Source organism: Bariatricus sp. SGI.161 (assembly GCF_050313695.1).
Taxonomy (GTDB): Bacteria; Bacillota; Clostridia; order Lachnospirales; family Lachnospiraceae; genus JAFBIX01.
This window is the reverse complement of sequence record NZ_JBNPLX010000042.1, coordinates 1-18,894: the sequence shown is the minus strand read 5'-3', so window position 1 is coordinate 18,894 and position 18,894 is coordinate 1. Positions and strand designations below refer to the sequence as shown.

Annotated in this window: 29 protein-coding genes and 1 pseudogene; all 30 read right to left on the bottom strand. The window is 40.7% G+C overall.

Annotation, left to right across the window (positions count from 1 at the left end; all coding sequences use genetic code 11):
* A pseudogene (locus ACQRBH_RS16075) lies at positions 1 to 511 on the bottom strand (hypothetical protein); the annotation flags it as partial.
* The gene (locus ACQRBH_RS16070) at positions 511 to 1,497 is read right to left on the bottom strand and encodes a Gp37-like protein (RefSeq protein ID WP_427762479.1); all 987 of its coding nucleotides are present in this window, start codon (positions 1,495 to 1,497) and stop codon (positions 511 to 513) included. The gene ACQRBH_RS16070 and the pseudogene ACQRBH_RS16075, both read right to left, overlap by 1 nt.
* Positions 1,491 to 2,324, bottom strand: coding sequence for a hypothetical protein (locus tag ACQRBH_RS16065; RefSeq protein ID WP_427762477.1), 834 nt, complete (start codon positions 2,322 to 2,324; stop codon positions 1,491 to 1,493). The genes ACQRBH_RS16070 and ACQRBH_RS16065 overlap by 7 nt, the downstream gene beginning before the upstream one ends.
* Positions 2,325 to 2,377: 53 nt before the next feature.
* A complete protein-coding gene (locus ACQRBH_RS16060; RefSeq protein WP_427762476.1) occupies positions 2,378 to 4,900 on the bottom strand; it encodes a phage tail tape measure protein in 2,523 nt (840 codons plus the stop codon).
* A gap of 2 nt (positions 4,901 to 4,902) precedes the next feature.
* Positions 4,903 to 5,067 (bottom strand): hypothetical protein, encoded by a 165-nt coding sequence (locus tag ACQRBH_RS16055; RefSeq protein ID WP_427762475.1) that lies wholly within the window; start codon positions 5,065 to 5,067, stop codon positions 4,903 to 4,905.
* A gap of 5 nt (positions 5,068 to 5,072) precedes the next feature.
* Positions 5,073 to 5,480, bottom strand: coding sequence for a hypothetical protein (locus ACQRBH_RS16050; protein WP_427762474.1), 408 nt, complete (start codon positions 5,478 to 5,480; stop codon positions 5,073 to 5,075).
* A 14-nt stretch (positions 5,481 to 5,494) separates the two neighbouring features.
* The gene (locus ACQRBH_RS16045) at positions 5,495 to 6,100 is read right to left on the bottom strand and encodes a major tail protein (RefSeq protein WP_427762473.1); all 606 of its coding nucleotides are present in this window, start codon (positions 6,098 to 6,100) and stop codon (positions 5,495 to 5,497) included.
* Positions 6,101 to 6,102: 2 nt separating this feature from the next.
* Positions 6,103 to 6,432: a hypothetical protein gene (locus tag ACQRBH_RS16040; protein WP_427762471.1), complete on the bottom strand. Its 330-nt coding sequence runs from the start codon at positions 6,430 to 6,432 to the stop codon at positions 6,103 to 6,105.
* A complete protein-coding gene (locus ACQRBH_RS16035; RefSeq protein WP_427762469.1) occupies positions 6,429 to 6,809 on the bottom strand; it encodes an HK97 gp10 family phage protein in 381 nt (126 codons plus the stop codon). The genes ACQRBH_RS16040 and ACQRBH_RS16035 overlap by 4 nt, the downstream gene beginning before the upstream one ends.
* Entirely contained in the window at positions 6,799 to 7,149 is a 351-nt protein-coding gene (locus ACQRBH_RS16030) for a phage head closure protein (protein ID WP_427762467.1), read from the bottom strand. The genes ACQRBH_RS16035 and ACQRBH_RS16030 overlap by 11 nt, the downstream gene beginning before the upstream one ends.
* Positions 7,130 to 7,453, bottom strand: a complete 324-nt coding sequence (locus tag ACQRBH_RS16025) for a hypothetical protein (RefSeq protein ID WP_427762465.1) — start codon at positions 7,451 to 7,453, stop codon at positions 7,130 to 7,132. The genes ACQRBH_RS16030 and ACQRBH_RS16025 overlap by 20 nt, the downstream gene beginning before the upstream one ends.
* Before the next feature lie 11 nt (positions 7,454 to 7,464).
* Positions 7,465 to 8,676: a phage major capsid protein gene (locus ACQRBH_RS16020; protein WP_427762464.1), complete on the bottom strand. Its 1,212-nt coding sequence runs from the start codon at positions 8,674 to 8,676 to the stop codon at positions 7,465 to 7,467.
* A gap of 18 nt (positions 8,677 to 8,694) precedes the next feature.
* Positions 8,695 to 9,513 (bottom strand): head maturation protease, ClpP-related, encoded by an 819-nt coding sequence (locus ACQRBH_RS16015; protein ID WP_427762463.1) that lies wholly within the window; start codon positions 9,511 to 9,513, stop codon positions 8,695 to 8,697.
* A complete protein-coding gene (locus ACQRBH_RS16010) occupies positions 9,500 to 10,789 on the bottom strand; it encodes a phage portal protein (protein ID WP_427762462.1) in 1,290 nt (429 codons plus the stop codon). The genes ACQRBH_RS16015 and ACQRBH_RS16010 overlap by 14 nt, the downstream gene beginning before the upstream one ends.
* Positions 10,790 to 10,800: 11 nt before the next feature.
* The gene (locus tag ACQRBH_RS16005; protein WP_427762460.1) at positions 10,801 to 12,495 is read right to left on the bottom strand and encodes a terminase TerL endonuclease subunit; all 1,695 of its coding nucleotides are present in this window, start codon (positions 12,493 to 12,495) and stop codon (positions 10,801 to 10,803) included.
* Entirely contained in the window at positions 12,476 to 12,811 is a 336-nt protein-coding gene (locus ACQRBH_RS16000; protein ID WP_427762459.1) for a hypothetical protein, read from the bottom strand. Before ACQRBH_RS16000 ends, ACQRBH_RS16005 begins: the two co-directional genes overlap by 20 nt.
* 123 nt (positions 12,812 to 12,934) lie before the next feature.
* Positions 12,935 to 13,120 carry an HNH endonuclease gene (locus ACQRBH_RS15995; protein ID WP_427762458.1) on the bottom strand — a complete coding sequence of 62 codons (186 nt, stop codon included), beginning with the start codon at positions 13,118 to 13,120 and terminating at the stop codon, positions 12,935 to 12,937.
* A 269-nt stretch (positions 13,121 to 13,389) separates the two neighbouring features.
* The gene (locus tag ACQRBH_RS15990) at positions 13,390 to 13,800 is read right to left on the bottom strand and encodes a hypothetical protein (RefSeq protein WP_427762457.1); all 411 of its coding nucleotides are present in this window, start codon (positions 13,798 to 13,800) and stop codon (positions 13,390 to 13,392) included.
* Positions 13,775 to 13,948 carry a hypothetical protein gene (locus ACQRBH_RS15985; RefSeq protein ID WP_427762455.1) on the bottom strand — a complete coding sequence of 58 codons (174 nt, stop codon included), beginning with the start codon at positions 13,946 to 13,948 and terminating at the stop codon, positions 13,775 to 13,777. Before ACQRBH_RS15985 ends, ACQRBH_RS15990 begins: the two co-directional genes overlap by 26 nt.
* 11 nt (positions 13,949 to 13,959) lie before the next feature.
* The gene (locus tag ACQRBH_RS15980; RefSeq protein ID WP_427762453.1) at positions 13,960 to 15,036 is read right to left on the bottom strand and encodes a tyrosine-type recombinase/integrase; all 1,077 of its coding nucleotides are present in this window, start codon (positions 15,034 to 15,036) and stop codon (positions 13,960 to 13,962) included.
* A 164-nt stretch (positions 15,037 to 15,200) separates the two neighbouring features.
* Positions 15,201 to 15,551 carry a hypothetical protein gene (locus tag ACQRBH_RS15975; RefSeq protein ID WP_427762452.1) on the bottom strand — a complete coding sequence of 117 codons (351 nt, stop codon included), beginning with the start codon at positions 15,549 to 15,551 and terminating at the stop codon, positions 15,201 to 15,203.
* Between the two features lie 14 nt (positions 15,552 to 15,565).
* Entirely contained in the window at positions 15,566 to 16,075 is a 510-nt protein-coding gene (locus ACQRBH_RS15970) for a DUF551 domain-containing protein (protein WP_427762450.1), read from the bottom strand.
* Positions 16,076 to 16,087: 12 nt separating this feature from the next.
* The gene (locus tag ACQRBH_RS15965; RefSeq protein ID WP_427762449.1) at positions 16,088 to 16,264 is read right to left on the bottom strand and encodes a hypothetical protein; all 177 of its coding nucleotides are present in this window, start codon (positions 16,262 to 16,264) and stop codon (positions 16,088 to 16,090) included.
* Between the two features lies 1 nt (position 16,265).
* Entirely contained in the window at positions 16,266 to 16,943 is a 678-nt protein-coding gene (locus ACQRBH_RS15960; RefSeq protein WP_427762448.1) for a hypothetical protein, read from the bottom strand.
* Entirely contained in the window at positions 16,915 to 17,094 is a 180-nt protein-coding gene (locus ACQRBH_RS15955) for a hypothetical protein (RefSeq protein ID WP_427762447.1), read from the bottom strand. The genes ACQRBH_RS15960 and ACQRBH_RS15955 overlap by 29 nt, the downstream gene beginning before the upstream one ends.
* 27 nt (positions 17,095 to 17,121) lie before the next feature.
* On the bottom strand, positions 17,122 to 17,415 hold the full coding sequence (locus tag ACQRBH_RS15950) for a hypothetical protein (protein ID WP_427762446.1): 294 nt from the start codon (positions 17,413 to 17,415) through the stop codon (positions 17,122 to 17,124).
* Positions 17,416 to 17,448: 33 nt separating this feature from the next.
* Positions 17,449 to 17,793: a hypothetical protein gene (locus ACQRBH_RS15945; protein WP_427762444.1), complete on the bottom strand. Its 345-nt coding sequence runs from the start codon at positions 17,791 to 17,793 to the stop codon at positions 17,449 to 17,451.
* Between the two features lie 22 nt (positions 17,794 to 17,815).
* On the bottom strand, positions 17,816 to 18,175 hold the full coding sequence (locus tag ACQRBH_RS15940) for a hypothetical protein (protein ID WP_427762443.1): 360 nt from the start codon (positions 18,173 to 18,175) through the stop codon (positions 17,816 to 17,818).
* A gap of 1 nt (position 18,176) precedes the next feature.
* On the bottom strand, positions 18,177 to 18,488 hold the full coding sequence (locus ACQRBH_RS15935) for a hypothetical protein (protein ID WP_427762442.1): 312 nt from the start codon (positions 18,486 to 18,488) through the stop codon (positions 18,177 to 18,179).
* A 4-nt stretch (positions 18,489 to 18,492) separates the two neighbouring features.
* The gene (locus ACQRBH_RS15930; protein ID WP_427762441.1) at positions 18,493 to 18,807 is read right to left on the bottom strand and encodes a DUF551 domain-containing protein; all 315 of its coding nucleotides are present in this window, start codon (positions 18,805 to 18,807) and stop codon (positions 18,493 to 18,495) included.
* Positions 18,808 to 18,894: the final 87 nt, after the last annotated feature.

The window sequence follows — 18,894 nt, the reverse complement described above, 5'->3', positions numbered from 1 at the left end:
GTTCATCAAGTTCTGCTTCCAGTTCTTCTGTATTTCGTGCTACTGGAACCAGTTGTTTTACTTCTGTAACATTAATTCCATCGAAATGTAGTTCAGCAAACGCGCATCTGTCAATCAGATCTCCATCCTGCATATCACCTTCTGTGAATGTCGGTACCACTGGGTCGCTATCACTCGCTTCCCCTTGTATTATTTCCCATTCGGCATCTTCAATTTTCGTATCCGCGGATTTACTGTATTTTGCTACAATCAGGTCGATCCTTTTCATTCCCTGGGATCCATTCTGATATGTTATCGGATCATAAGTTCCTCTTTTTACTTGCATTACAGCTCCGTGATGGATTAATATTCCGCTTCTGATTTTCACCGTATTATTTTCCGCTAATTCTAATATCATTTTTTCGTCTAAGTTTGCAATTCGGCTTTCTGATCCACATATACTTTCAATTAATGCCCGGAACTGCATACTTGTCAGGTGTGCTTTCCCTTTGTAAGATGTTAATAGATCCATTAACTTCCCTCCAATTTATATTTCTTAGAAACGATTCCATTTTGTATTTTTACCACGATATTTTCCAGCGGCTTTTTCATTTCCATCCCTGTTCTGAAATCTTTTCCTCCTATGATATCTCCAATATCAACATCAATTCCCAGCTGTTCCACGTCCATTTCGAATGTCTTGCTGTTCATTCTTTTTTCTAATTCTTCGATTGCCTTCTTTTTCAAATCTCCTGTATCAGTCGAAGTATTTTCGTAGAAATATTCGATTTCATCAATCCCGGTAAAATATCGTATTTCCCCAATTGTCCCATCCTTTTGAACATATAGATGTAGGATGTTTCGATCCTGCATCTCTCCCTTTCCTCCAACAATCAGATGATTTACTCCATCCTGCTTGTCGGACATTGTGAATTTTAATCTACTGTCTTGTGACAGTTGTATTTGATCGGAATAGTCTACAATTGGCACTGCAGATATCTCTACCCATCCCGTACCATTCGGTTCGCCCATGTTGTACCGTATTTTTAATCTATGCCCTTTTTCTTTCAGCATTTTCGTACACCCATCTAATAGGTTTTCAAATCTTTCAAATTGATAAGTTGTAGTAACTCCTGTGCTGATATCCGGTACTAAAAATACGCCTCCGAACCTTGGTTCAATTAGCTCTTTTAAAATTGCATTCAATTCTCCGGAAACCGTGTAATAGTCTTGTCCGGATGGTGGAACAATAATTTTTCTTTCCATTCTTCCGCGCCATGTATACCCTGTAAATGATATCTCTTCTACATCGCTCTGAATGGTTTGTTGCCCTAAAATCCCGCCTATTTCCGTTCCTTCTATGAATATCCTTCCTCCTGCAGTAATTCTATCATCCCAATCGTCCAATGGTATTGTTAATGCAAAATCTCTGTCTCCGCTGTTTAACTCCGCGTCCAGACTTGCATAAAGGAGTGGTTTAATCTGCCTTCCTTCTTTGTCCGTTACATTGATTACCATCTTTTCGGTACTCCCCTTTCCAGGAATAGTGTGATATCAATTCCAAATGTTCCAGGCCAATTGAAAACCAGCCTTCCACTTGGAATTTTTTCAAACACGCTGTATTCGAAAGATCTGCTATTGTATAGATCTGCTGTAGTTCCGTTTGCCATGTATTTGATTACAGAATTTTTTCTGCTGTTGATTTCCAGATATTCATTCGTTTCTAACGTCGTGAATATCTGGTATGGGTATCCATTGATAGTCAGCTTTGGATTAGAGTATGGTCCGTAAAATCTCATTAAGAAATCGCTTTCTGCAAAATGATCTACTTCTCGAACTTCTACTCCGAATTCTTCGGTGGCAAAGTCAAAAGGAAAATCCGTTGGAAAATCCAGCCCTTCTACGGTCTGCTCCTGCTTTTGCGGAAAAAATTGAAAGGTTTTCTCTTTCACCCAAAACGGTCTCGGACATAAAATTGTGGCCTCCTGAACAGTTGTGTTTGCTTTCGTTTCGCTTGGATATGTGTCTCCTTCTATTATATAGCATGGTATATACCATTCTCCCCATATCAGCCTTCCCGTCTGCATCTTGTTGATGTCTACGATTGTTGCATCGTGGAATTCTGCAATATTTTTCCCTCTGCTCTTTGCCGATCCGCAGAAATATAATTCCAGCTTATTTTTATACGGTTCTTTTTTGAATTGATTAATCTTTGCCCCAATTCCTAGATCTGTACTTTCATATCCGTAATTATATTTGTGAAAATCCGCTTCTTTGAATTTTATTTTTCTATTATTCAAAAACTCAAAGGTTTTTCCCTCTGAGTTACAATATGCTACCCTCATTTCAAGCAACTCCTGTATATTCAGAGCTGTGCGACGTCGCGCAGCTCTGTAAATTACTTATATACGACTCCTTCGCTTCTTAGTTGTCGGTTCATCTCTCGCATAGGTATCGCTATTTTCTGTTTTGCAAATTCTGGGAAATACCGATTCATCATTTCAATCATCTGATTTCCCATGTATCCGATTGTCCGCATCATTTCCGCGTTGCTTTTTGCATTCGCTTCCTGGATCATGCCCAAAAGGTATTCCTGTCCCATGATCATTTCTTTTCCTGATTCTCCGCCAGCCAAAAGATTTCCATTCATGCTTCCGAATATCGATGCACCATCCAGCAAATATGCGCTGTCCATCGCCTTTTTATACCAACTGATTCCAAATTCTGGAACCGAAGGCGGTGTTAATGAAAATGATCCTTTGATGCTGATGTGTGGTAATTTTAGATCCGGCAGCTTCCACGAGAAATTAAATTTTGATTTAATACTTTCTATCGCATCGTGCACCGTATTCTTAGCTCCATCCATCTTATCTGTGAACGCCTGTTTGATCGAACTAAGTTTTTCTTGTGCTGTCGATAATGCACTGCTTAGTTTCCCTCCCGTAACCGAATCAATCGCGTTGAATCCTATGCTCCAAATATTCTGATAGCCCTGTACTGCAGTGGCGATAATTCCTCGAATTCCGCCTCCATTTGCTTGCACAGATGCCTGGATGCTTGACCATACTTGTGAAGTATTAGATGCCAACGTGTTCCATCCTTGAACCGCTGTGTCTTTTGCACTTGCTACTTTTTCTGTAACCGACGTCTTGACTCCTTCCCACTTTTCTTGTGCTCCAGCTTTTAGATTTTCCCATCCTTCCAGCGTACTAGTCTTTAATCCTTCCCATTTTTCTTGCGCTTTCTGTGCAACTTCGCTTGCTTTTTCTTTGATGGTATCCCAGTTCTGATACAACAACACTCCTGCTGCCACCACTCCCGCAATCGCCGCAATGATTGGTAGCATTGGACTTGAGAATAATGTTAACCCTCCGCCTGCTGCCTCTGCTGCACCGGATAGGCCTCCTAAGAATGCTTTAAGTTTCCCGATTGATGATACAACCGTTCCAATTGATGATGTCAATGTCCCAATCATTATTGTGACCGGTCCTATTGCTGCTGCTAATCCTGCAACCTTAACAATCATTTCCTGTTGTCCCTGGCTTAATCCATCCCATTTTTCCTTCAATTCCTGCGCTTTTGATGCTAAATTTTCTAATATTGGAGTGATCATTTCTCCAAACGTAGTTGCCAGATCAGCGCCAACTATTTTCATCGTGTTCATAGTCGTTTGAAATTTATCGATCGGATCCTGGGTATTATCAAACGTTGTTTGAATATTTCCTAAATTATCATTAATGGACGTCCCTAACTCATCGAAAGACAATTGTCCGTTCGAACAAGCCTCTGCAATTGCCGGTCCGGCTTTGGTTCCGAATAATTCCATCGCATATTGCATCGCATCTTGAGATGTTGTTGCATTCTCCATTGCGCCCTGCACTTCTTCTAGTGCTTGGCTCATCGGTTTTCCTTCTTCTGCTGCATTCGCTAATGCTTTCTTCAGTCCTGTTAGTACCGTGCTTGAATCAATGCCGGCTACTTCCAGATTTCCCAAGAAGTTTGCTGCATCTGATGCACTGAATCCCATTTCCTTTAATGCTGCTGCATTCGTGGTCATATTTTGTGCTAATTGTATGACATCTGCTCCAGTTCTTTGGCCAACCGCATTTAAGGTATCTAAAAATCCTCCTGCATCATCCACGGATATGTTAAATGCTTCCATCGCCGCCTGCGTCACATCTATCGAAGTGGATACATCTGCCTGGTTTAATTTCGAGAACTCCAAGAATTGAGTTGATAATTCTTTTAGTTTATCTCCCGTTGCCCCAAATCTTGTATTTACTTCTCCAACAGCTGCTCCTGCTTCATCGAATCCAACGTTGATGGTTTGTGGAATTTCCTTAGCTATATCCTGCATTTCTTTTAATGCATCGCCTGTCGCTCCTGTCTTTGCAACAACTGTATCCATTCCTTCATCAACTTGATTCCAAGCAACTCCAGCCGCTGCCCCAGCCGCTAAAATCGGAGTGGTTACATTTTTTGTTAATCCTTCTCCGACATTTTTTATTTTATCTCCGGCTTCTGAAATCTTCTTTCCAGCTTCCTGCATCTGTGCCCCGAGTACGGAACTTGAATTTCTGGCTTGTTTTTCCAGTGATTCTAGTTCCTGTGTTGTTGCAATCACTTCTCTTTTCAGGGCGTCCATTTTATCTGGGGGAATATCTTGTTCTGCAGCTTGTCTTAACGCCTCTTTTTCAATTTCCAGCTTTTCCTTGGTTTCCTGAATTGCCTGAGATAATAGTTTTTGCTTTTGCGAAAGAAGTTCTGTATTGGAAGGGTCGATTTTTAATAATCTGTTTACATCTTTCAAAGATCGCTGTACGCTTGATATATTTGATTGTGTGCCTTTTATGGCTTTGTCTAGCCCCGTGGTTGATCCATCAATTTCAACCGTAATCCCAGCTATTCTTCCTTTTCCCACGCTTATCCTCCTATGAATTCATGAAACTCCTTCTGCCCTGCGACAATCGCATATTCGCAATGGTCGTTTGCTTCTTCTGTCAACATGTCCCACACCATCCCATAGTTGAGGCAGTCTAATTCTTCTAATGACAGCCCCATCTGCTTACATCGAAGCAGATACGTCATTGTGTTTATTTCCCGGGTGGTGTGGGGTGCTGGTTTTTTTCTTTCGATACCTTCTTGCCGTTCTGATACCATAGGTCCATGATTTCTGGAAGAATTTCATAGATTGAAAACGTGTTGAATGTATCAATCCATTCCCATACGGTTGGGTATTTTTCCAGGAACTTCTTTTGTTCCTCCGTTGTTATCGGAGAAGGCGCCAATCCCTGATAAGCAAATAGATATGCGATTCTTGCGAACAGCTCATAATCGTCCATCCCGAATGTTTTTTCTTCTTTTTCATTCTCCTCGTTTAGAGTTTCCATGTCTTTTAAATAGTCCCTTCCCGGGAATAATCGGTTGTACAAAATAGGAGAAAAGGCAGAAGCCTTAAAATTAAGACTTCTGCCCTCTTCGATTTCAATTATTTTTTCCATGTTCTATTCCTTTCTTATGTGGTTGCAGTGATTTGTTTTCCAGGTATGCATACCTGTTTAAACCATTCTGCATACGTTGTCGGATTCATGCTTTTTGTGATTCCGCCTCTGACAATGTTTATCTCTTTATCATCAATAACAACCGGCAATGGAGAAGCCGTGATAGATAGTTCCTCTGTATCCGGTTCTTTCTGATTGTCCTTGTTTTCTCCTGCCTGCTTTGGTCTGCTTGCCATGCAGTTGTAATAGATCCAGCGAATGCCTTCCTTATCTCCTTTAAACTCTCCCATCAATGCAAAAGGATTTGGAGATGCGTCTGCATCCTCATACTGAATTCCGCTCTTTTCATCAGCCACCTCGTTCAGACAGTCAACTTTAAAAGTATCATCGATCTGAACGAATTTCTGTGTTCCGCTGTATCCGTTATTCGATGAGATTACAAGATAATCTAATCCGTCTGCCCTCACCTTGGAAACATCGCCCTCAGGGTTCATTTCTATTGATTGTAACCCTCGTAACGGTTTGATTTTTTCGCTGTCATATGTTACTGTCCCATCTTCGTTTTGTACACCCGGACAATAATGACAGTTCTTTACATCGTAATGATATTTATTTCCCATTTTTATACCTCCGTTTTGTATATGATCGCCCATAAAAGAAGTTCTTCTATGTATTCTGACGATCTGCTCCATCTGAGTTCTTCGCTCTCCAGTACGTCCTGTATCTTTTCTTCTGCTTCTGATACTTCCGTATCAGAATATACTCGGATTGTCAGGTCTTTGATATCCAGATATCTTATTCCATCTGCATGAATCGGGTGATCTACAAGAAAATACTCCATGAATGGCGGTGCCAGGCTTTGCAGTTTTTCTTCTGTGATATGATCCGGGTGGTCTTCATCGAACGGAATCTCCATCTTCCTGCACATCGTTTTCACTTCTTCTCTGGTCATCCTTTATTCATCTCGCTTTCCATATTTTTTCTGAACAATTCTTCAGTTTCCTCATCCGATGGCATATGTGGGTGTGCTGGTGCCGGTCTGGGGCCTCCGTGTCCATTTTGCAATAGGTGTGTCAGCATATATCTCGGAGCATTATAGACGGTTCTTCCATATCTTCCTCTTCCGTCCTGCGTGGTTACTTTTGATGTCCAACCTCTTGCATATTTCCCTGTTTTTACCGGGGCTTGTCCTTTGATCTTTGTAACAGTTTCTCTTGCGGTTTTGTCTACTGCAGAGTGAAGTGCATTTTCTGTTAGCGTTTTTGTTTCCAGAAGCGCTTCTTTTACTGCATTTTCCAACCCATCCACTTTTACATGACTACTTCCCATTTTCACTCCCCCTGTATCCAATCTGTGCAGATTTTAGTGATAGCATCCATGATGGTGGAAGTCTGTCATCTTTGAGATCTTTTTGCACAACTTCATACTGCTTTCCTTCGATTATGAATATATCTCCCTGCTCGATTTTCGAATTGTATGGAACTTTTACCGCACGGTTAATTACCGTTCCAGCTACATAAGCGTCCCAATACCTTCGTTCTCCAACGGTCTGCTCCTGGAAATGTATCGTCTGCTGTCTCACCGATACCAGCTTTCTGTCTACCGTTTTCCATGCGGTCCCCCATCCATCCTGGTATGTCTGATGTCTGCTATTCTTCTTTTTGATCAATGTATCCCATCGCCTCCGCATACGTCTTTGCATCGTATCCGATTTTCATTCCCGTAATTTCCTCAGCGAAATCAGATTTGAAAGTCTCCACATCCCCTGATTCTGCTCGCAGTACATAATCACAAAGAAGTCGTGCACTGCTGGTTCCTGGCATGCAATCCGCAGCCGGATCGCAATATGTCTGAATATATTCGATTCCGGCCAGGATTTCATTTTTGATCCTACGTTCCGTAGACGTATCGGTATCGTATGTAATATGCAGATCGTCCAAAATCATTTTATAGATTTCGTCAGTTATCTTCATTTACAATTCCTCTATGATGCAGTCTTTGTTGTTACTGTGCCGCCTTTGATCAACACTGGAAGTGCCGGAGCTTCCACAGCGGAGATATCAAGGTATGCAAAGGATGTATTATCGATTGGCCTTCCGTTTCCGTATACGCGCGTGGTATATACCCGGTTGTCTTCCAGGAACTGGTTTGAATCATCAAATTCAATGATTCCAGATGTTCCGCCGTTGATTGCCGCAAAGTAGTTTCTTGCAATACCGGCTGCTGCTTTTCCTTCATCAATCATCGATGACTGTACTACCTTTGTCGGATATGTATTGTTAATCAGGTCGATTGCCCCTGTTCCATATACCAATGTGTTCTGGATTCTTCGAATCTTTTTAATGTAATCCTGCGGATTAACTACTAACAGAACTTCTGGTACTAATCTGTCATCTCCGTTTGCATCTTTTGCCAGCGTTGCTATGACCCCTGCATAATCTTCATCGAAGTTTGAAATTGCTTTCGCTACTTTTGCAGAGTATCTTCCTTCATTCGTTGAGCTTGTATCCATGATCATTCCAACAAACTGATCTGACCCGTTGCCTGAGATAATTGTTTTTTCCAGCCCAAACGCAATGGACTCCGACAGAATGATGCGGATATACTGATCTACCCACATTGGTGCGAATGTGAAATTGAACTTCACAAAATCTTTCGGAATGATGAAATAAGCTGTATACTTAGCCACTGTTACATCAATCGTCTTAATCTCTCCTTTTAACTCTTCGGAAATCGCACCAGTAATCTTGCCCCATCCTCCAAGTTTGGAAGCCATCTGTACACCATTCATAACAAGTTTCTGTGCCCCTGCCGCATCCTGAATATTGATTTCATTCAGCAGTGGATGGTTCTTTTTCATATCCTCAATCACGCGGTCAATTACTGTCACCGGCATTGCTGCGGTCAGATTCGTGATTTCCTGTTTTGCACCGGTCTTAACAGCTCCGATAAATTTCTGGTACCAATCGGTTTCCTCAGAGGTCAATCTCCGTAATCCGCGGCTCTGCAGGACATCCATGTCTCCGACGCCTTTGTACTGTTCAAATTCCTGCTCGATGATCTGGCAGATGTTGTCCTGCATTTCCTGCATTACCTTAGCTGCTCCTTCTGCATCATTTTCCTGCAGGGCAGCCATCATTTTTTCCATGAATTTCTTTGATTCCTGATTTACTAAATCGTTGTTCTTTAATGCCATTTTCTTTCTTCTCCTTTTTTAATCATTTTTTGTGGTTAACTGTTGCAATGCCCTTGAAAAAGTATCCTTCATTGACGGTTTATTGATTCCTCTCAGCATCTGATTGATCTGCTGTTCCTGGAAAAGCAGCTTTTTAAGCTGCTGCACCTTGTCTTCTGGATCGTCCGGTTCTGGATCATCTGGATCATCTGGCTCCTGATTTCCTGGCTTTGGTTCTCCCGGTTCTGGATCATCCGGCTTTTTCTCTCCTACAAAATCGCAAAATCCATATTCCAGGCATGTATCTGGCGCCAGCATTGTTTCCTTCTTCATCATTTGTCGAAGTTCTTCCTCGGACAGATTTTTCGATCTGTTCATGTATAATTGAACAGAAGCATCCGTAAGTGCGTCCAGCTGATCTGCCACTGACCTGAGCTGATCTGCATTTCCTTGTGTTCTTGTCCATGGATTATGCAGGAACATTGATGTTCCAAGTCCCATATGGATTTCGTCACAAGCCATGATGATATTCATTGCAACGCTATAAGCCATTCCATCTACATATCCAACCAATTTGCTGCCAGCTTCCGCTTTCTGCCTTAACAGGTTGTAGATCGCAACTCCTTCTCCAACTTCTCCTCCGACGCTGTTTACATGTAGCTCAATCGTTTCACCGCCTGGGATAGCGTCCAACTGGTCTCGGAAATATTTTGCTGATGTTTCAGATTCTTTATAATCCCATGTATTCCAGTCAAATTCGCCCTGTGCCCGCACTTCGTCGTAGATGTAGAGCTTGTGCACTACCGCTGATCCGTTTGCCAGCTGTTCGAAGCGGTATTTTGTTTTATGTTGCAACATCTTTTCCTCCTTCATTGTTTTTTATGTCATCGCCATTCGGCGTATCGACCTTATCGTTTTCAAGATCATTTAACTCCTCGTAATTTTTTGTTAAGAAATGTTTCTTCGACCACTCTGTATTAAGCGGCGCATCTCCAGCTTTCCTTCTGATATCATCAATGTTCCATCCTCCGCATGAAATCATTTTGTCAGATGCAGTTGCCAGTTCTGCTGCCGTCATATGTACAATTCTTGAGGTATCAATCATTTGATAATTTCCATTTAATACTTCTTCCCGGTATAATTTTCGGTTATTTTCTGTCTCGATCATTTTTGCAATCGGATCAATTGCAAATGTAATCAAATTTTTTGTTAACGCTGTTACATCTGCCACATCTCCCTTCAAAAGTGCCGGAGGAATCTGCAGCGCATTTGCCACACGTTCGTAGATTTCGTCCGTAATGTCTGTTACATCCTTGATTTCCGATGTTGATTTTTTCGAAGTCTCTCCCCCTTTTGTCTGGTAATCAAATCCTTTGAATAGAGGAAGAACCGCATTCGGTGATTTAAAATATTCTTTGAACTGGTTGTTCAATAAATCTCTGTAAACATCGTTAAATGATCTCGGAGTTCCATCTTCTTTTACTCCATACGTCGCCGTAGAGGCATTTGCATCAATAGTCACAGTTCCCCGTTCTCCGCCTGATTTGTAGAACTTCTGAACCGCTGATTCCAGCAGCCTTTCATAATCATCCATTAACTGGTTCATTAACGCTGTGATATTCCTGTTTGATAATCGGTAATACAACACATCTTCCATCTTGAAAGATTTCTGAAATGTATATGGTCTGGATATCCCATTTCCATTGTCCATTCCAACCGTTACATTACGAAACGTATCTTGGTATAATGCGTATTGCTCATGCTCATAACTATCAGCAATTAAGAAATCTCCTTTTCTCGTCTGTATAATCAGGCATTCATTTTTATAGATCAGCGACCACACAAGTTTCTGTTTAAACTGCGAGGCATTCATATTCATATTCGGCTCATAGTTCCATAAATAATGCTGATTATTGTATACTTCTTCCCAATTTTTAAATGTTCTTACCTCGCAGGCAGATAATGCATTTGCAATGATGTTGATCCCGGAATGCAATGCAAACTCATACAGTGCTAACCTGTTCCATTCTTCTCTGTCTATAAACTCTGTGATATCTTTTGATGTCACTTCAATGGATTTTCCGCCTCTTAACTTTCCCTGTATGAATTTCCAAAAATCTGTAATTGTCGACATTCTTTTTCACCTCAATATGTTACTGCGCTTAAATCAATGTTCGGAAATGCATGCTCTTCCGGCAATGCATCCAGGCAGCACATAGACGCTACCCATGCCATGAATCCATCTGTTTTTCTTAGCTTTGGTTCAATTTTTCCGAACGCTGTATTCCCCCTGTTGTTAATGATTTTCTTGCTGTTATTCGTATACCAGCACATCATCCTGTCCCATCCTGATATTGCATGCTGCAGAAATGCACTGTTGATAATCGGGCTTGCTTTCGCTATATCCGAATTGCGCACCATATATATTTTCTTATTGTCCTTATCAAATGCATCAAATCCCATGATTTCTTTAAACGCCTTGTTAAGCCACGTATAGCGGAAATAATCAATTCCAATCATCATGATATTGTATTGCATGGCTTTTTCTTTAAACCATTGCACTGGTACTTCCGGCGGAATCTCCACATCGTCAATGATTGTACATATTCCCTCTTTAACCCATTTTTGAATCGGCGCATGGATGTTTGGTAAGTCTTTCGACTTTGCGCAAATGAATGAATGATGTAGAATCACATACTCTTTTCCTTTTCGAAATGTTAAGATGCATCCACAAAAATCATTTGTCTTCGTATAGTCCACGCCTCCTACGCATGCCATGTTTGTTGTCAATTCAAATGCTGGCTCTTTCGTGCACTCTACGATATCTTCCCATTTAGCTACCGCCATCTGTGGATCCGAAATTGGATAGTCACATCTTTTTGCCATGAACTCTTGATAATACTCTGGTGTGTACGGCATTTTTACAATTTCCTGCTGTATTCTCTGCCGTAATGTAGAAAAAGACGGATCCGCCAATGATGGATTCGCCTTCACGATTTTGTTTATATCTTTCCATTCTTCCTCTTCTTCAATTCGAAACCAGTTTACGAATACCCGATTGTCTGGGTTGTATTCTTTTAAAATAACTGTATTTTGCTCCTTTTCATCATCCAGCACGCCGCCCCTCTCATGTCCGTCTGTCGTGATTGTGATTTCTCTTGACCATTTCATCTTTCCAAGGCCGGACTGCAATGTATTCATGTTTCTGGTATCCCGGTATTGATGTTTCTCATCATAGATCACGCATCCCGTCCTCTTGGAGTCCTTATTCTTCGTACTGGAAGTGTTCAGCCGGAAAGTGGCATTCATCTTCTTTCCAACCACTTTCTCTCCGTATGCTTTAAAATTTGCGTTTAATGCTTTTTCGTATTTGGGGTCTACTGGATATCTGATCAAATCTCCAACGTCCACGATTGAAGTAGCCGCCTGTTCTTCTCCATTTGCAATCAGGTCCACATTGTATCCTTTCACCCCATGGAATGGAGAGATAAAATAAAATGCCAGGAAGTCAATGAATCCATTCTTCCCTGCCCCTCTCCCTATAATATCCCGGATTTCATGAAAATATATATCGTCTTCCATTCCGGGTTCACGCAGGAATACTCCTGCGATGATAGCAAACTGATATTTTTCCCATGGCAATAGCGAATACGGAAAATATTTTTGCAGGCTTAGGCCTTTTGCAATTCGTTCCGCGTCCACATATACGTCTTTTCGTTCTAAGACTGGTATGATGTTATTATCAAGTGCAAGTTCCTGTTCCTTGCAGTGTTCGATGTGATTCCCCTTAATCAGATAGATCCACTCATCAATGTTTGGCTCATAGTTCGTCACTTTCATCACCGCCATCCTTGATTACTTTATCAGTCGAAATATCCAGTTGTTTCAGAAGCATCAGCATTTGTTTGTTGATCAGTGGCAGCTGCTTCACCGAAGGATTATCCTTTTCCACTTTTCCTCCATTCGCAGTTGAATATTTTAATCTTAATCCATTTTCTATGATGTCATCTTTTAGCTGTTCCTTTAAATCCCATAACATCATATAATCTTGTATCTGATCGTTGAATAGATCAATGTCAGCGCCTTTCGCTTGTAGCTGTTTTTTTAATGAATTTTGAATTTCTTTTCTTATAGTTTCGCGTTTTTTCTTGGCCAATCTGTCACCTTCTTTCGGTATATCAATTGCTTTTCGCGCGTAACAACCAAAAAACTCGCTAGGATGGGATGGACGCCGGTCTCCTGTGGTCCAGGAGTTTTTCAAAATTTTTGACCGGGGGTATTACCATCTCTCCATGTTTTCATATCCTTTTTTTCTCTTATGTTTCTCCGGGTGAACTATTTCGTGGCACTCGCTACATAAGCTAATCAGATTGCTGTCTGTTAGCGCAAGCTCTGGTACATCTCTTAGATGTTTTAAGTGATGTACTGTCGTGGCTCGTCTGAACTTTCCTTTCTGTCTGCACATCTGGCAAGCATTATGATCGCGCTTCAGTATATCCTTTCGCTTATGTTTCCACCTTGTTGTGTGGTAGAACGCTTTCCACCCTCGATATGATTTCGCCGATATTTCTCGCACCCATTCCCCAGTCTTTTGTTGTTCCTCAGTGAACAATGCGTATCACCATCTTTCTCGGCATAGAAAAAAGCAGCGGTCATGTTGACTGCTGCCCTCTTTCCTTTTTCTCCGATGGTATCATAATAGCACATAAAGTTGTCCTGTGAGTCCCTCTCTTATTATATTTTTTTTGATAATAGCCAGTAGAACCTTCTCCTTCTTTCGTAATACATATTCTTTCCGCATGGCATTTTCTTCGCATCTCTTAGATATCTATATGTAGCATAATCTGTTGTAACCCCTTCCAGTATCCATTGGTATATTTCCGAGTCTGCTTCTATCGCTGTCTGTTCAATTACTTTGCACTTATCTTCCAGCTCTGCTCTTCGAATTGCCAATCGTTCTGTAGCACTCCCCTGACTCGGACTTCCTTTTCCTTCTTTCCCATATTCTATTGATCTGACTGTGTCTGTGATTCCGGCTAATTCCCTTCTCCACTCTGGATACTGCAGGCAATGATATTTAAGTTCCAGGAATCTGTGCTTATTGATTCCGTACTTCTTCTCACTGATCGGCCTTTCGTCCGGCATTCTTATCACTCCCCATTCTTTCCCCTATATTGTATGGCTTCGCTTTGAATCTCTCCCTTGCTTTCTCGCTGGGTCTTTTTCTTTCCATTGCATCGTGATGTCCCATTTCATCAATTTTTACTTGCTTTCTATTTCTTTGTTCTTTCACTTTTATCCTTTCTATGCTGCCGCTCCATACTGCCAGAACGCCGCGGTAATCTGCGCCGGATCCGTTGCAGCGTAATGTTTGTTTAACGTTTTTGTGTTTCCGTCTTTGTGTCCTATGTAGAATGCCACCAACTCTCTCGGGCATCCTTTCTTGGCCATGTTAGTTGCTGTGGTCTTCCTGAGAAGATGTGGATATACTCTCCGTTCTAAGATAGAGCGGTCTGCGATTGCTCGAATTACATACTCGATGCTGGTCTTCTGCATCCGTCGGTGAGGAGATTTTAATGATACAAATAAGGCCGGATTATCATCTGTCCTGCTGTCCAGGTATTTCTTTAAGTGAAATTTTGCTATCTCATCGATGCAGGCCTTTCGATATCTTCTAGTCTTGTGTCCGTATACCAACACTTCTCCTTTGTTCCAATCAATATTTTTCTGATCAATTGTTACACATTCCCCTACTCGAATCGCTGTGCTTCTCAGGAATTCCAATAGCGCACGGTCCCTTAATGCTTCCCGGTATGCTTGCATATTCTTAACCTTGTCATCCTGCTGCCGTTTGCAGGCATCTCGCAGCGCTTCCATCTCCCAATCTCGCAAATAATCAATTGGCTTCTCAATCTCCTGATACTTTTCTACAGCCTCTACCGGGTTCTCAGTGACAATTCGTGTTTTACGCATCCACGTAAAGAATGCAGAAATATTTCTTCGCTCGTTGTTTACCGTCGCTTCTTGGTTTCCATTTCCGCGGAATCCTACGCTTCGATACCACTGTAGGTAATACTCGATGTCCATGTCATTGATATTGACCAGGCTCTTTCCCGTAAATGTGATCAGGTGTTTTATAGAACTCAAATAATAAGCATTTGTATCTTTGCTCATTTTTGGCGCTTTCTTTGCCATGTACATTTTGAAAATATATTCGTTCGTATTGTCCTGTGTCGCCGGAAGCGTCTGAGACTCTACTACATCGACCGGGAATAGGGCTTTTACAATTGCCTGATTAAGCATGTCCATCGACATCTTATCTAAGTACGGTTTCATTGCGATTAAAATATTGTCTCTTACCATTTCTTTCATCGTCTGCATAATAATCCTCCTTGCATCCTAAGAACCACTATGCTATTATGGTCTTAGGTGAATGAGCAGTAGAATGTCCGCCAAGACTTTGGTTCTACTGCTTGTTTTTTTGTTTTCAAAGTACACTCACCCATTTTTGTGCGATGTCGCACATGTTTACTGCTGCCATTTGCTTACTTTTTATCGCATTCTATCTTTTCTAATTTCCCTCTGTAATATTCGATTTCTTTTGAAAGATATATAATTGCTTCTTGTTTATTATCTATTCCCATGTTTTTCATTCTTTTCATTGTGTCATCATATGTCTCTTGGTCTTCTTGTTTTATCTTATTATTTTTTATGAATTCTTCTAGCTCCATTTTGCATTTCGTGCATAGATTAACCGGTTTATTCCCTATATTGCTCAACATTACTTTAGTGCTTGTAAATATTTCATTTATCGTTTGTCCATTTATGGTAAGTGTATATATGTCCGAACTTACTTCTTTTTTGCATCTGTCGCATATGTATACTATCTTTCTCATATATCTCTCCTATTTTAGTCTCTAAAAAATTTTTCACGCTCTGCTAGCCTTTTACTATCTTTACAATCTCGTATTGTTTCTTTGAACGGTTCCGGGAGCGGCATCCAAGCTAATATTTTTAAATCTTTCCAACCACTTTGTCCATTGACGAATCCGGACCACGTTTCGTCGATAGTATAACTAATTCCCCAAGTCTGGAACGGTTTGTTGTAATTTCCGTATCTAAAATATTCAAACCATACCAAAACCGTCTTTCCTTCTTCTGGAATTCTCTCACTGCACGGAATCCACTCTTTCTGTAACCGTCTCTTATACTCGGCTAATTCTCTGCATTTTTCTGAATATAATTTATCTAATTGTAATATTTGTTCCGGAGTGATTTCGGTATCCTCATATTCTGCCAGTCGGTTAAGCGCATCTTCTTCGCATTTGAACGTTTCGTTGTGGCAGTAATCATTACACGTGCCATCGTAGCATCTTGCATAATATACCATTTCTTTATATCTCCCAGTTAATCTTTCCATGGCCTCTCCTTTTTAATCATTGTGACACTTGCAGTATGCCATAATATGCATCGCAATCTCCTCTAGGTCGTCTATATCGAACATATCTGCCTCTACTTCTCGTTCTATCAATGTTTGCGTTTTCTTTTTGGCAAATATAATCTTTTTCGCTACTTCTATCGGTAAATCATCATCCTTTATTTCAATCATTCTATTCCTCCTCTCCAATCATTGCCAATAAATAACCATTCCATCCATCGAAATATCCGAAATCGTATCCTTTCGGATTATCAATAGCATCCAACTCATCAACTCTCATTTTCTCCGGTATTCTCTTAAGCGGGCACGGATTCCATCGTTTCCTGCACGTTTCATATATTTCACAATCCTCGCACGACTCCGGCTTATCCATTAGAAATACTACTTTCTCATTCTTTCGCATCCTCAACATCTCCTGATTGTCGTAAATATTTCCGATTACTTTGATCTTTGGAAACCAATACAAAAAGTCTTTTCTTAATTCTTCATCTGCATTCATCCACTGGATATAAAACCCTAAATGTGTAGTTTCATACGGTCCGTACTCAACAATTCCTACATATCTGCCATTTGTTACAATATCGTCTTCCCATATCTGTTTTTCGTCTAAATAACATCTTTGCGGAACATGTCTGCAGATAGTAAACCGATCGACTTCTGCAAAATCTTTCCCTGCAATATTCCATTCATCACATGCGAATCCTTGATATTTTTCAATTACCAGTCCCCCAATAAAAATTCTTCCGTTTTCAAAACCGTCATCAAACACATATCCTTCCACCCATTCGCCATTATCTTTTCTCTTAGCTCTGTACAAAAATCTATTGTCCATCTGATTCCTCACTTTCATCCGTTTCTCCTGCATCTGGCCCCTCTCCATACCGCTCTGCACAAGCCTTACTATCCGGGATCAAAAACATGCATGCTCCTTCTGTTATGCTGCATCCATACCCATGCCACTCATCCGTGCGGTAAGCCGCTTTACATCTTCCTGCTGCCATCTTATTCCTCCTGTTCTAAATACCCGTTTATTCATTTACGATCTCATATGTCTTTTCAAAAATATCAGGCTTACATGGATATATCTCGCCGTTAACTCCTCGAATAATATAATCTCCAATACTTGCATGATGTGTTCCTTCAAGAGTTTCAATGAATAATTCTGTCGGAGGTTCTTCTGCTTTCAATGAACCAAAATGCATAATCCCTTCCTGGAATGCATTTACCGCCCAATCGGGGACATAATATTTCCCATCACTTCCCATTAAGTCTCCGTCATACTGAAATGCATCAATTATTACTGGTTTTTTCCTATATCTCATATTCTATTTTCCTCCTTGATACCGTTTAGTTGCCTATCCAACATATACAACTATCGCTTTCAAAAACTCTGTTCTTCTCATAATGCTGTCTACATATCCGTCCAATTCTTCCTTCATCAACACGCCAGATATTGTAAAATCATCTGCATGTTCATCGTACATCTTGTCTCTGAAATCATCTTTTGTAATATACAGGTCTTCATACCATGCGAGTTCTTTTATTGCTACCTTCTCAATCAGTGCAAGATTATAACTATACTCTCCATTCCAACTCTCTTCGCCTGCAAATATCACAAGCGGAAGGTCTGGATTGTCTAATATTAGTTTTCTCAATCCATGTGTATCATCTAATGATGTAGCTATTTTTGTATTATTCATTTAATCCCTCCTAAATGCCCATTTAAAATATTTTTAAATTGTTCAGGCCGCAAATGATTTCATCTATCATTTCGTCTACGTCATTGCCTTCGATTCCATACTTATCACATAGAATTTCACGAACAGTCTCATGCTGATGATATGCTAACGATTGATACATTGTGTTTTCCTGTACCTCCACTTCCTGAAATGCGTAATCAAAATTGGTGGCGTTAAAATCTTCTTCCTTTTCAGGAATCGGCATACACACTCCACCGGCATCTTTTACATGAGGAATCCCACCTATCTCAATAATTTCCATAGGATAATATCCACCCGTTCTTCTATAACAGTCAATTTTCTTACCTACAAGTTTCTTGGCATTGCCTTGATATAATCTCATTCTATTCCTCCACTTCTGACTGTAGCCAAGATTTCACGTTCATAATTTTCTTATCAAATAGCATGCCCATTGATATATCCATTAGAAATTCTGCCAGTTCTTCATCTGTCATAGCCCGGATCCGGTCAGCGTTCGTCGGTTTACAATCAACTTCCACTTCAGATTGCAATACTCTCAGTAACTCACTGTATTCGATATTTAGTGCCTCTTCTTCCGACAGTCCATCTGCGCGCATCGCCACAACTGCACCTATAATCTGCGCCACATCTCTGTCACTTGATTTTTTAATAACATCTATCATCCTCATCTTCATACTTTTACTCTCCTTTCGGCTGGTACGGTTCTGGAAGTGGCTGCCAAGCTGATACTTTCCAGTAAGATCTACTTCCAGACAAATTCCACTTTTTCATTCTCGTCATCCATTTTGCAAAAGTAACATGAACGATACTATTTTCAATAGCATTCACAATATATGTTCCGCTCTCATTCGGCAACCGCTCACTGCACGGGATCCACTCTCCGACTTTCGGCTGTTCTTCTATGCATTCAATAATTAAGTCAATAGGGAAACATTCTTTCCCTGTATTTAAACTTGCTATTAGACTTTCAATCAGTTTCTTCTCATCAATCATCTGTTTTCTCCTTCCCGGTCTTACTCGGCTACTTGCAGTCAAATCTTATGTTGATTCCGCTTTCGCCGATGCCGCAAATTCTTGTAG

What these genes read in the sequence shown, in the direction of transcription:
- ACQRBH_RS16050 (WP_427762474.1), bottom strand. Translation starts at nt 5,480, where the DNA reads ATGGAAAAAATAATTGAAATCGAAGAGGGCAGAAGTCTTAATTTTAAG.
- ACQRBH_RS16040 (WP_427762471.1), bottom strand. Translation starts at nt 6,432, where the DNA reads ATGACCAGAGAAGAAGTGAAAACGATGTGCAGGAAGATGGAGATTCCG.
- ACQRBH_RS15975 (WP_427762452.1), bottom strand. Translation starts at nt 15,551, where the DNA reads ATGAGAAAGATAGTATACATATGCGACAGATGCAAAAAAGAAGTAAGT.
- ACQRBH_RS15960 (WP_427762448.1), bottom strand. Translation starts at nt 16,943, where the DNA reads ATGAAAGTGAGGAATCAGATGGACAATAGATTTTTGTACAGAGCTAAG.
- ACQRBH_RS15970 (WP_427762450.1), bottom strand. Translation starts at nt 16,075, where the DNA reads ATGGAAAGATTAACTGGGAGATATAAAGAAATGGTATATTATGCAAGA.
- ACQRBH_RS15955 (WP_427762447.1), bottom strand. Translation starts at nt 17,094, where the DNA reads ATGGCAGCAGGAAGATGTAAAGCGGCTTACCGCACGGATGAGTGGCAT.
- ACQRBH_RS15995 (WP_427762458.1), bottom strand. Translation starts at nt 13,120, where the DNA reads ATGTGCAGACAGAAAGGAAAGTTCAGACGAGCCACGACAGTACATCAC.
- ACQRBH_RS15940 (WP_427762443.1), bottom strand. Translation starts at nt 18,175, where the DNA reads ATGAGATTATATCAAGGCAATGCCAAGAAACTTGTAGGTAAGAAAATT.
- ACQRBH_RS16025 (WP_427762465.1), bottom strand. Translation starts at nt 7,453, where the DNA reads ATGAAGATAACTGACGAAATCTATAAAATGATTTTGGACGATCTGCAT.
- ACQRBH_RS15990 (WP_427762457.1), bottom strand. Translation starts at nt 13,800, where the DNA reads ATGCCGGACGAAAGGCCGATCAGTGAGAAGAAGTACGGAATCAATAAG.
- ACQRBH_RS15980 (WP_427762453.1), bottom strand. Translation starts at nt 15,036, where the DNA reads ATGCAGACGATGAAAGAAATGGTAAGAGACAATATTTTAATCGCAATG.
- ACQRBH_RS16005 (WP_427762460.1), bottom strand. Translation starts at nt 12,495, where the DNA reads ATGAAAGTGACGAACTATGAGCCAAACATTGATGAGTGGATCTATCTG.
- ACQRBH_RS16010 (WP_427762462.1), bottom strand. Translation starts at nt 10,789, where the DNA reads ATGTCGACAATTACAGATTTTTGGAAATTCATACAGGGAAAGTTAAGA.
- ACQRBH_RS16070 (WP_427762479.1), bottom strand. Translation starts at nt 1,497, where the DNA reads ATGGTAATCAATGTAACGGACAAAGAAGGAAGGCAGATTAAACCACTC.
- ACQRBH_RS15945 (WP_427762444.1), bottom strand. Translation starts at nt 17,793, where the DNA reads ATGAATAATACAAAAATAGCTACATCATTAGATGATACACATGGATTG.
- ACQRBH_RS15950 (WP_427762446.1), bottom strand. Translation starts at nt 17,415, where the DNA reads ATGAGATATAGGAAAAAACCAGTAATAATTGATGCATTTCAGTATGAC.
- ACQRBH_RS15935 (WP_427762442.1), bottom strand. Translation starts at nt 18,488, where the DNA reads ATGAAGATGAGGATGATAGATGTTATTAAAAAATCAAGTGACAGAGAT.
- ACQRBH_RS16020 (WP_427762464.1), bottom strand. Translation starts at nt 8,676, where the DNA reads ATGGCATTAAAGAACAACGATTTAGTAAATCAGGAATCAAAGAAATTC.
- ACQRBH_RS16065 (WP_427762477.1), bottom strand. Translation starts at nt 2,324, where the DNA reads ATGAGGGTAGCATATTGTAACTCAGAGGGAAAAACCTTTGAGTTTTTG.
- ACQRBH_RS16035 (WP_427762469.1), bottom strand. Translation starts at nt 6,809, where the DNA reads ATGGGAAGTAGTCATGTAAAAGTGGATGGGTTGGAAAATGCAGTAAAA.
- ACQRBH_RS15930 (WP_427762441.1), bottom strand. Translation starts at nt 18,807, where the DNA reads ATGATTGATGAGAAGAAACTGATTGAAAGTCTAATAGCAAGTTTAAAT.
- ACQRBH_RS15965 (WP_427762449.1), bottom strand. Translation starts at nt 16,264, where the DNA reads ATGATTGAAATAAAGGATGATGATTTACCGATAGAAGTAGCGAAAAAG.
- ACQRBH_RS16055 (WP_427762475.1), bottom strand. Translation starts at nt 5,067, where the DNA reads ATGACGTATCTGCTTCGATGTAAGCAGATGGGGCTGTCATTAGAAGAA.
- ACQRBH_RS16045 (WP_427762473.1), bottom strand. Translation starts at nt 6,100, where the DNA reads ATGGGAAATAAATATCATTACGATGTAAAGAACTGTCATTATTGTCCG.
- ACQRBH_RS16015 (WP_427762463.1), bottom strand. Translation starts at nt 9,513, where the DNA reads ATGTTGCAACATAAAACAAAATACCGCTTCGAACAGCTGGCAAACGGA.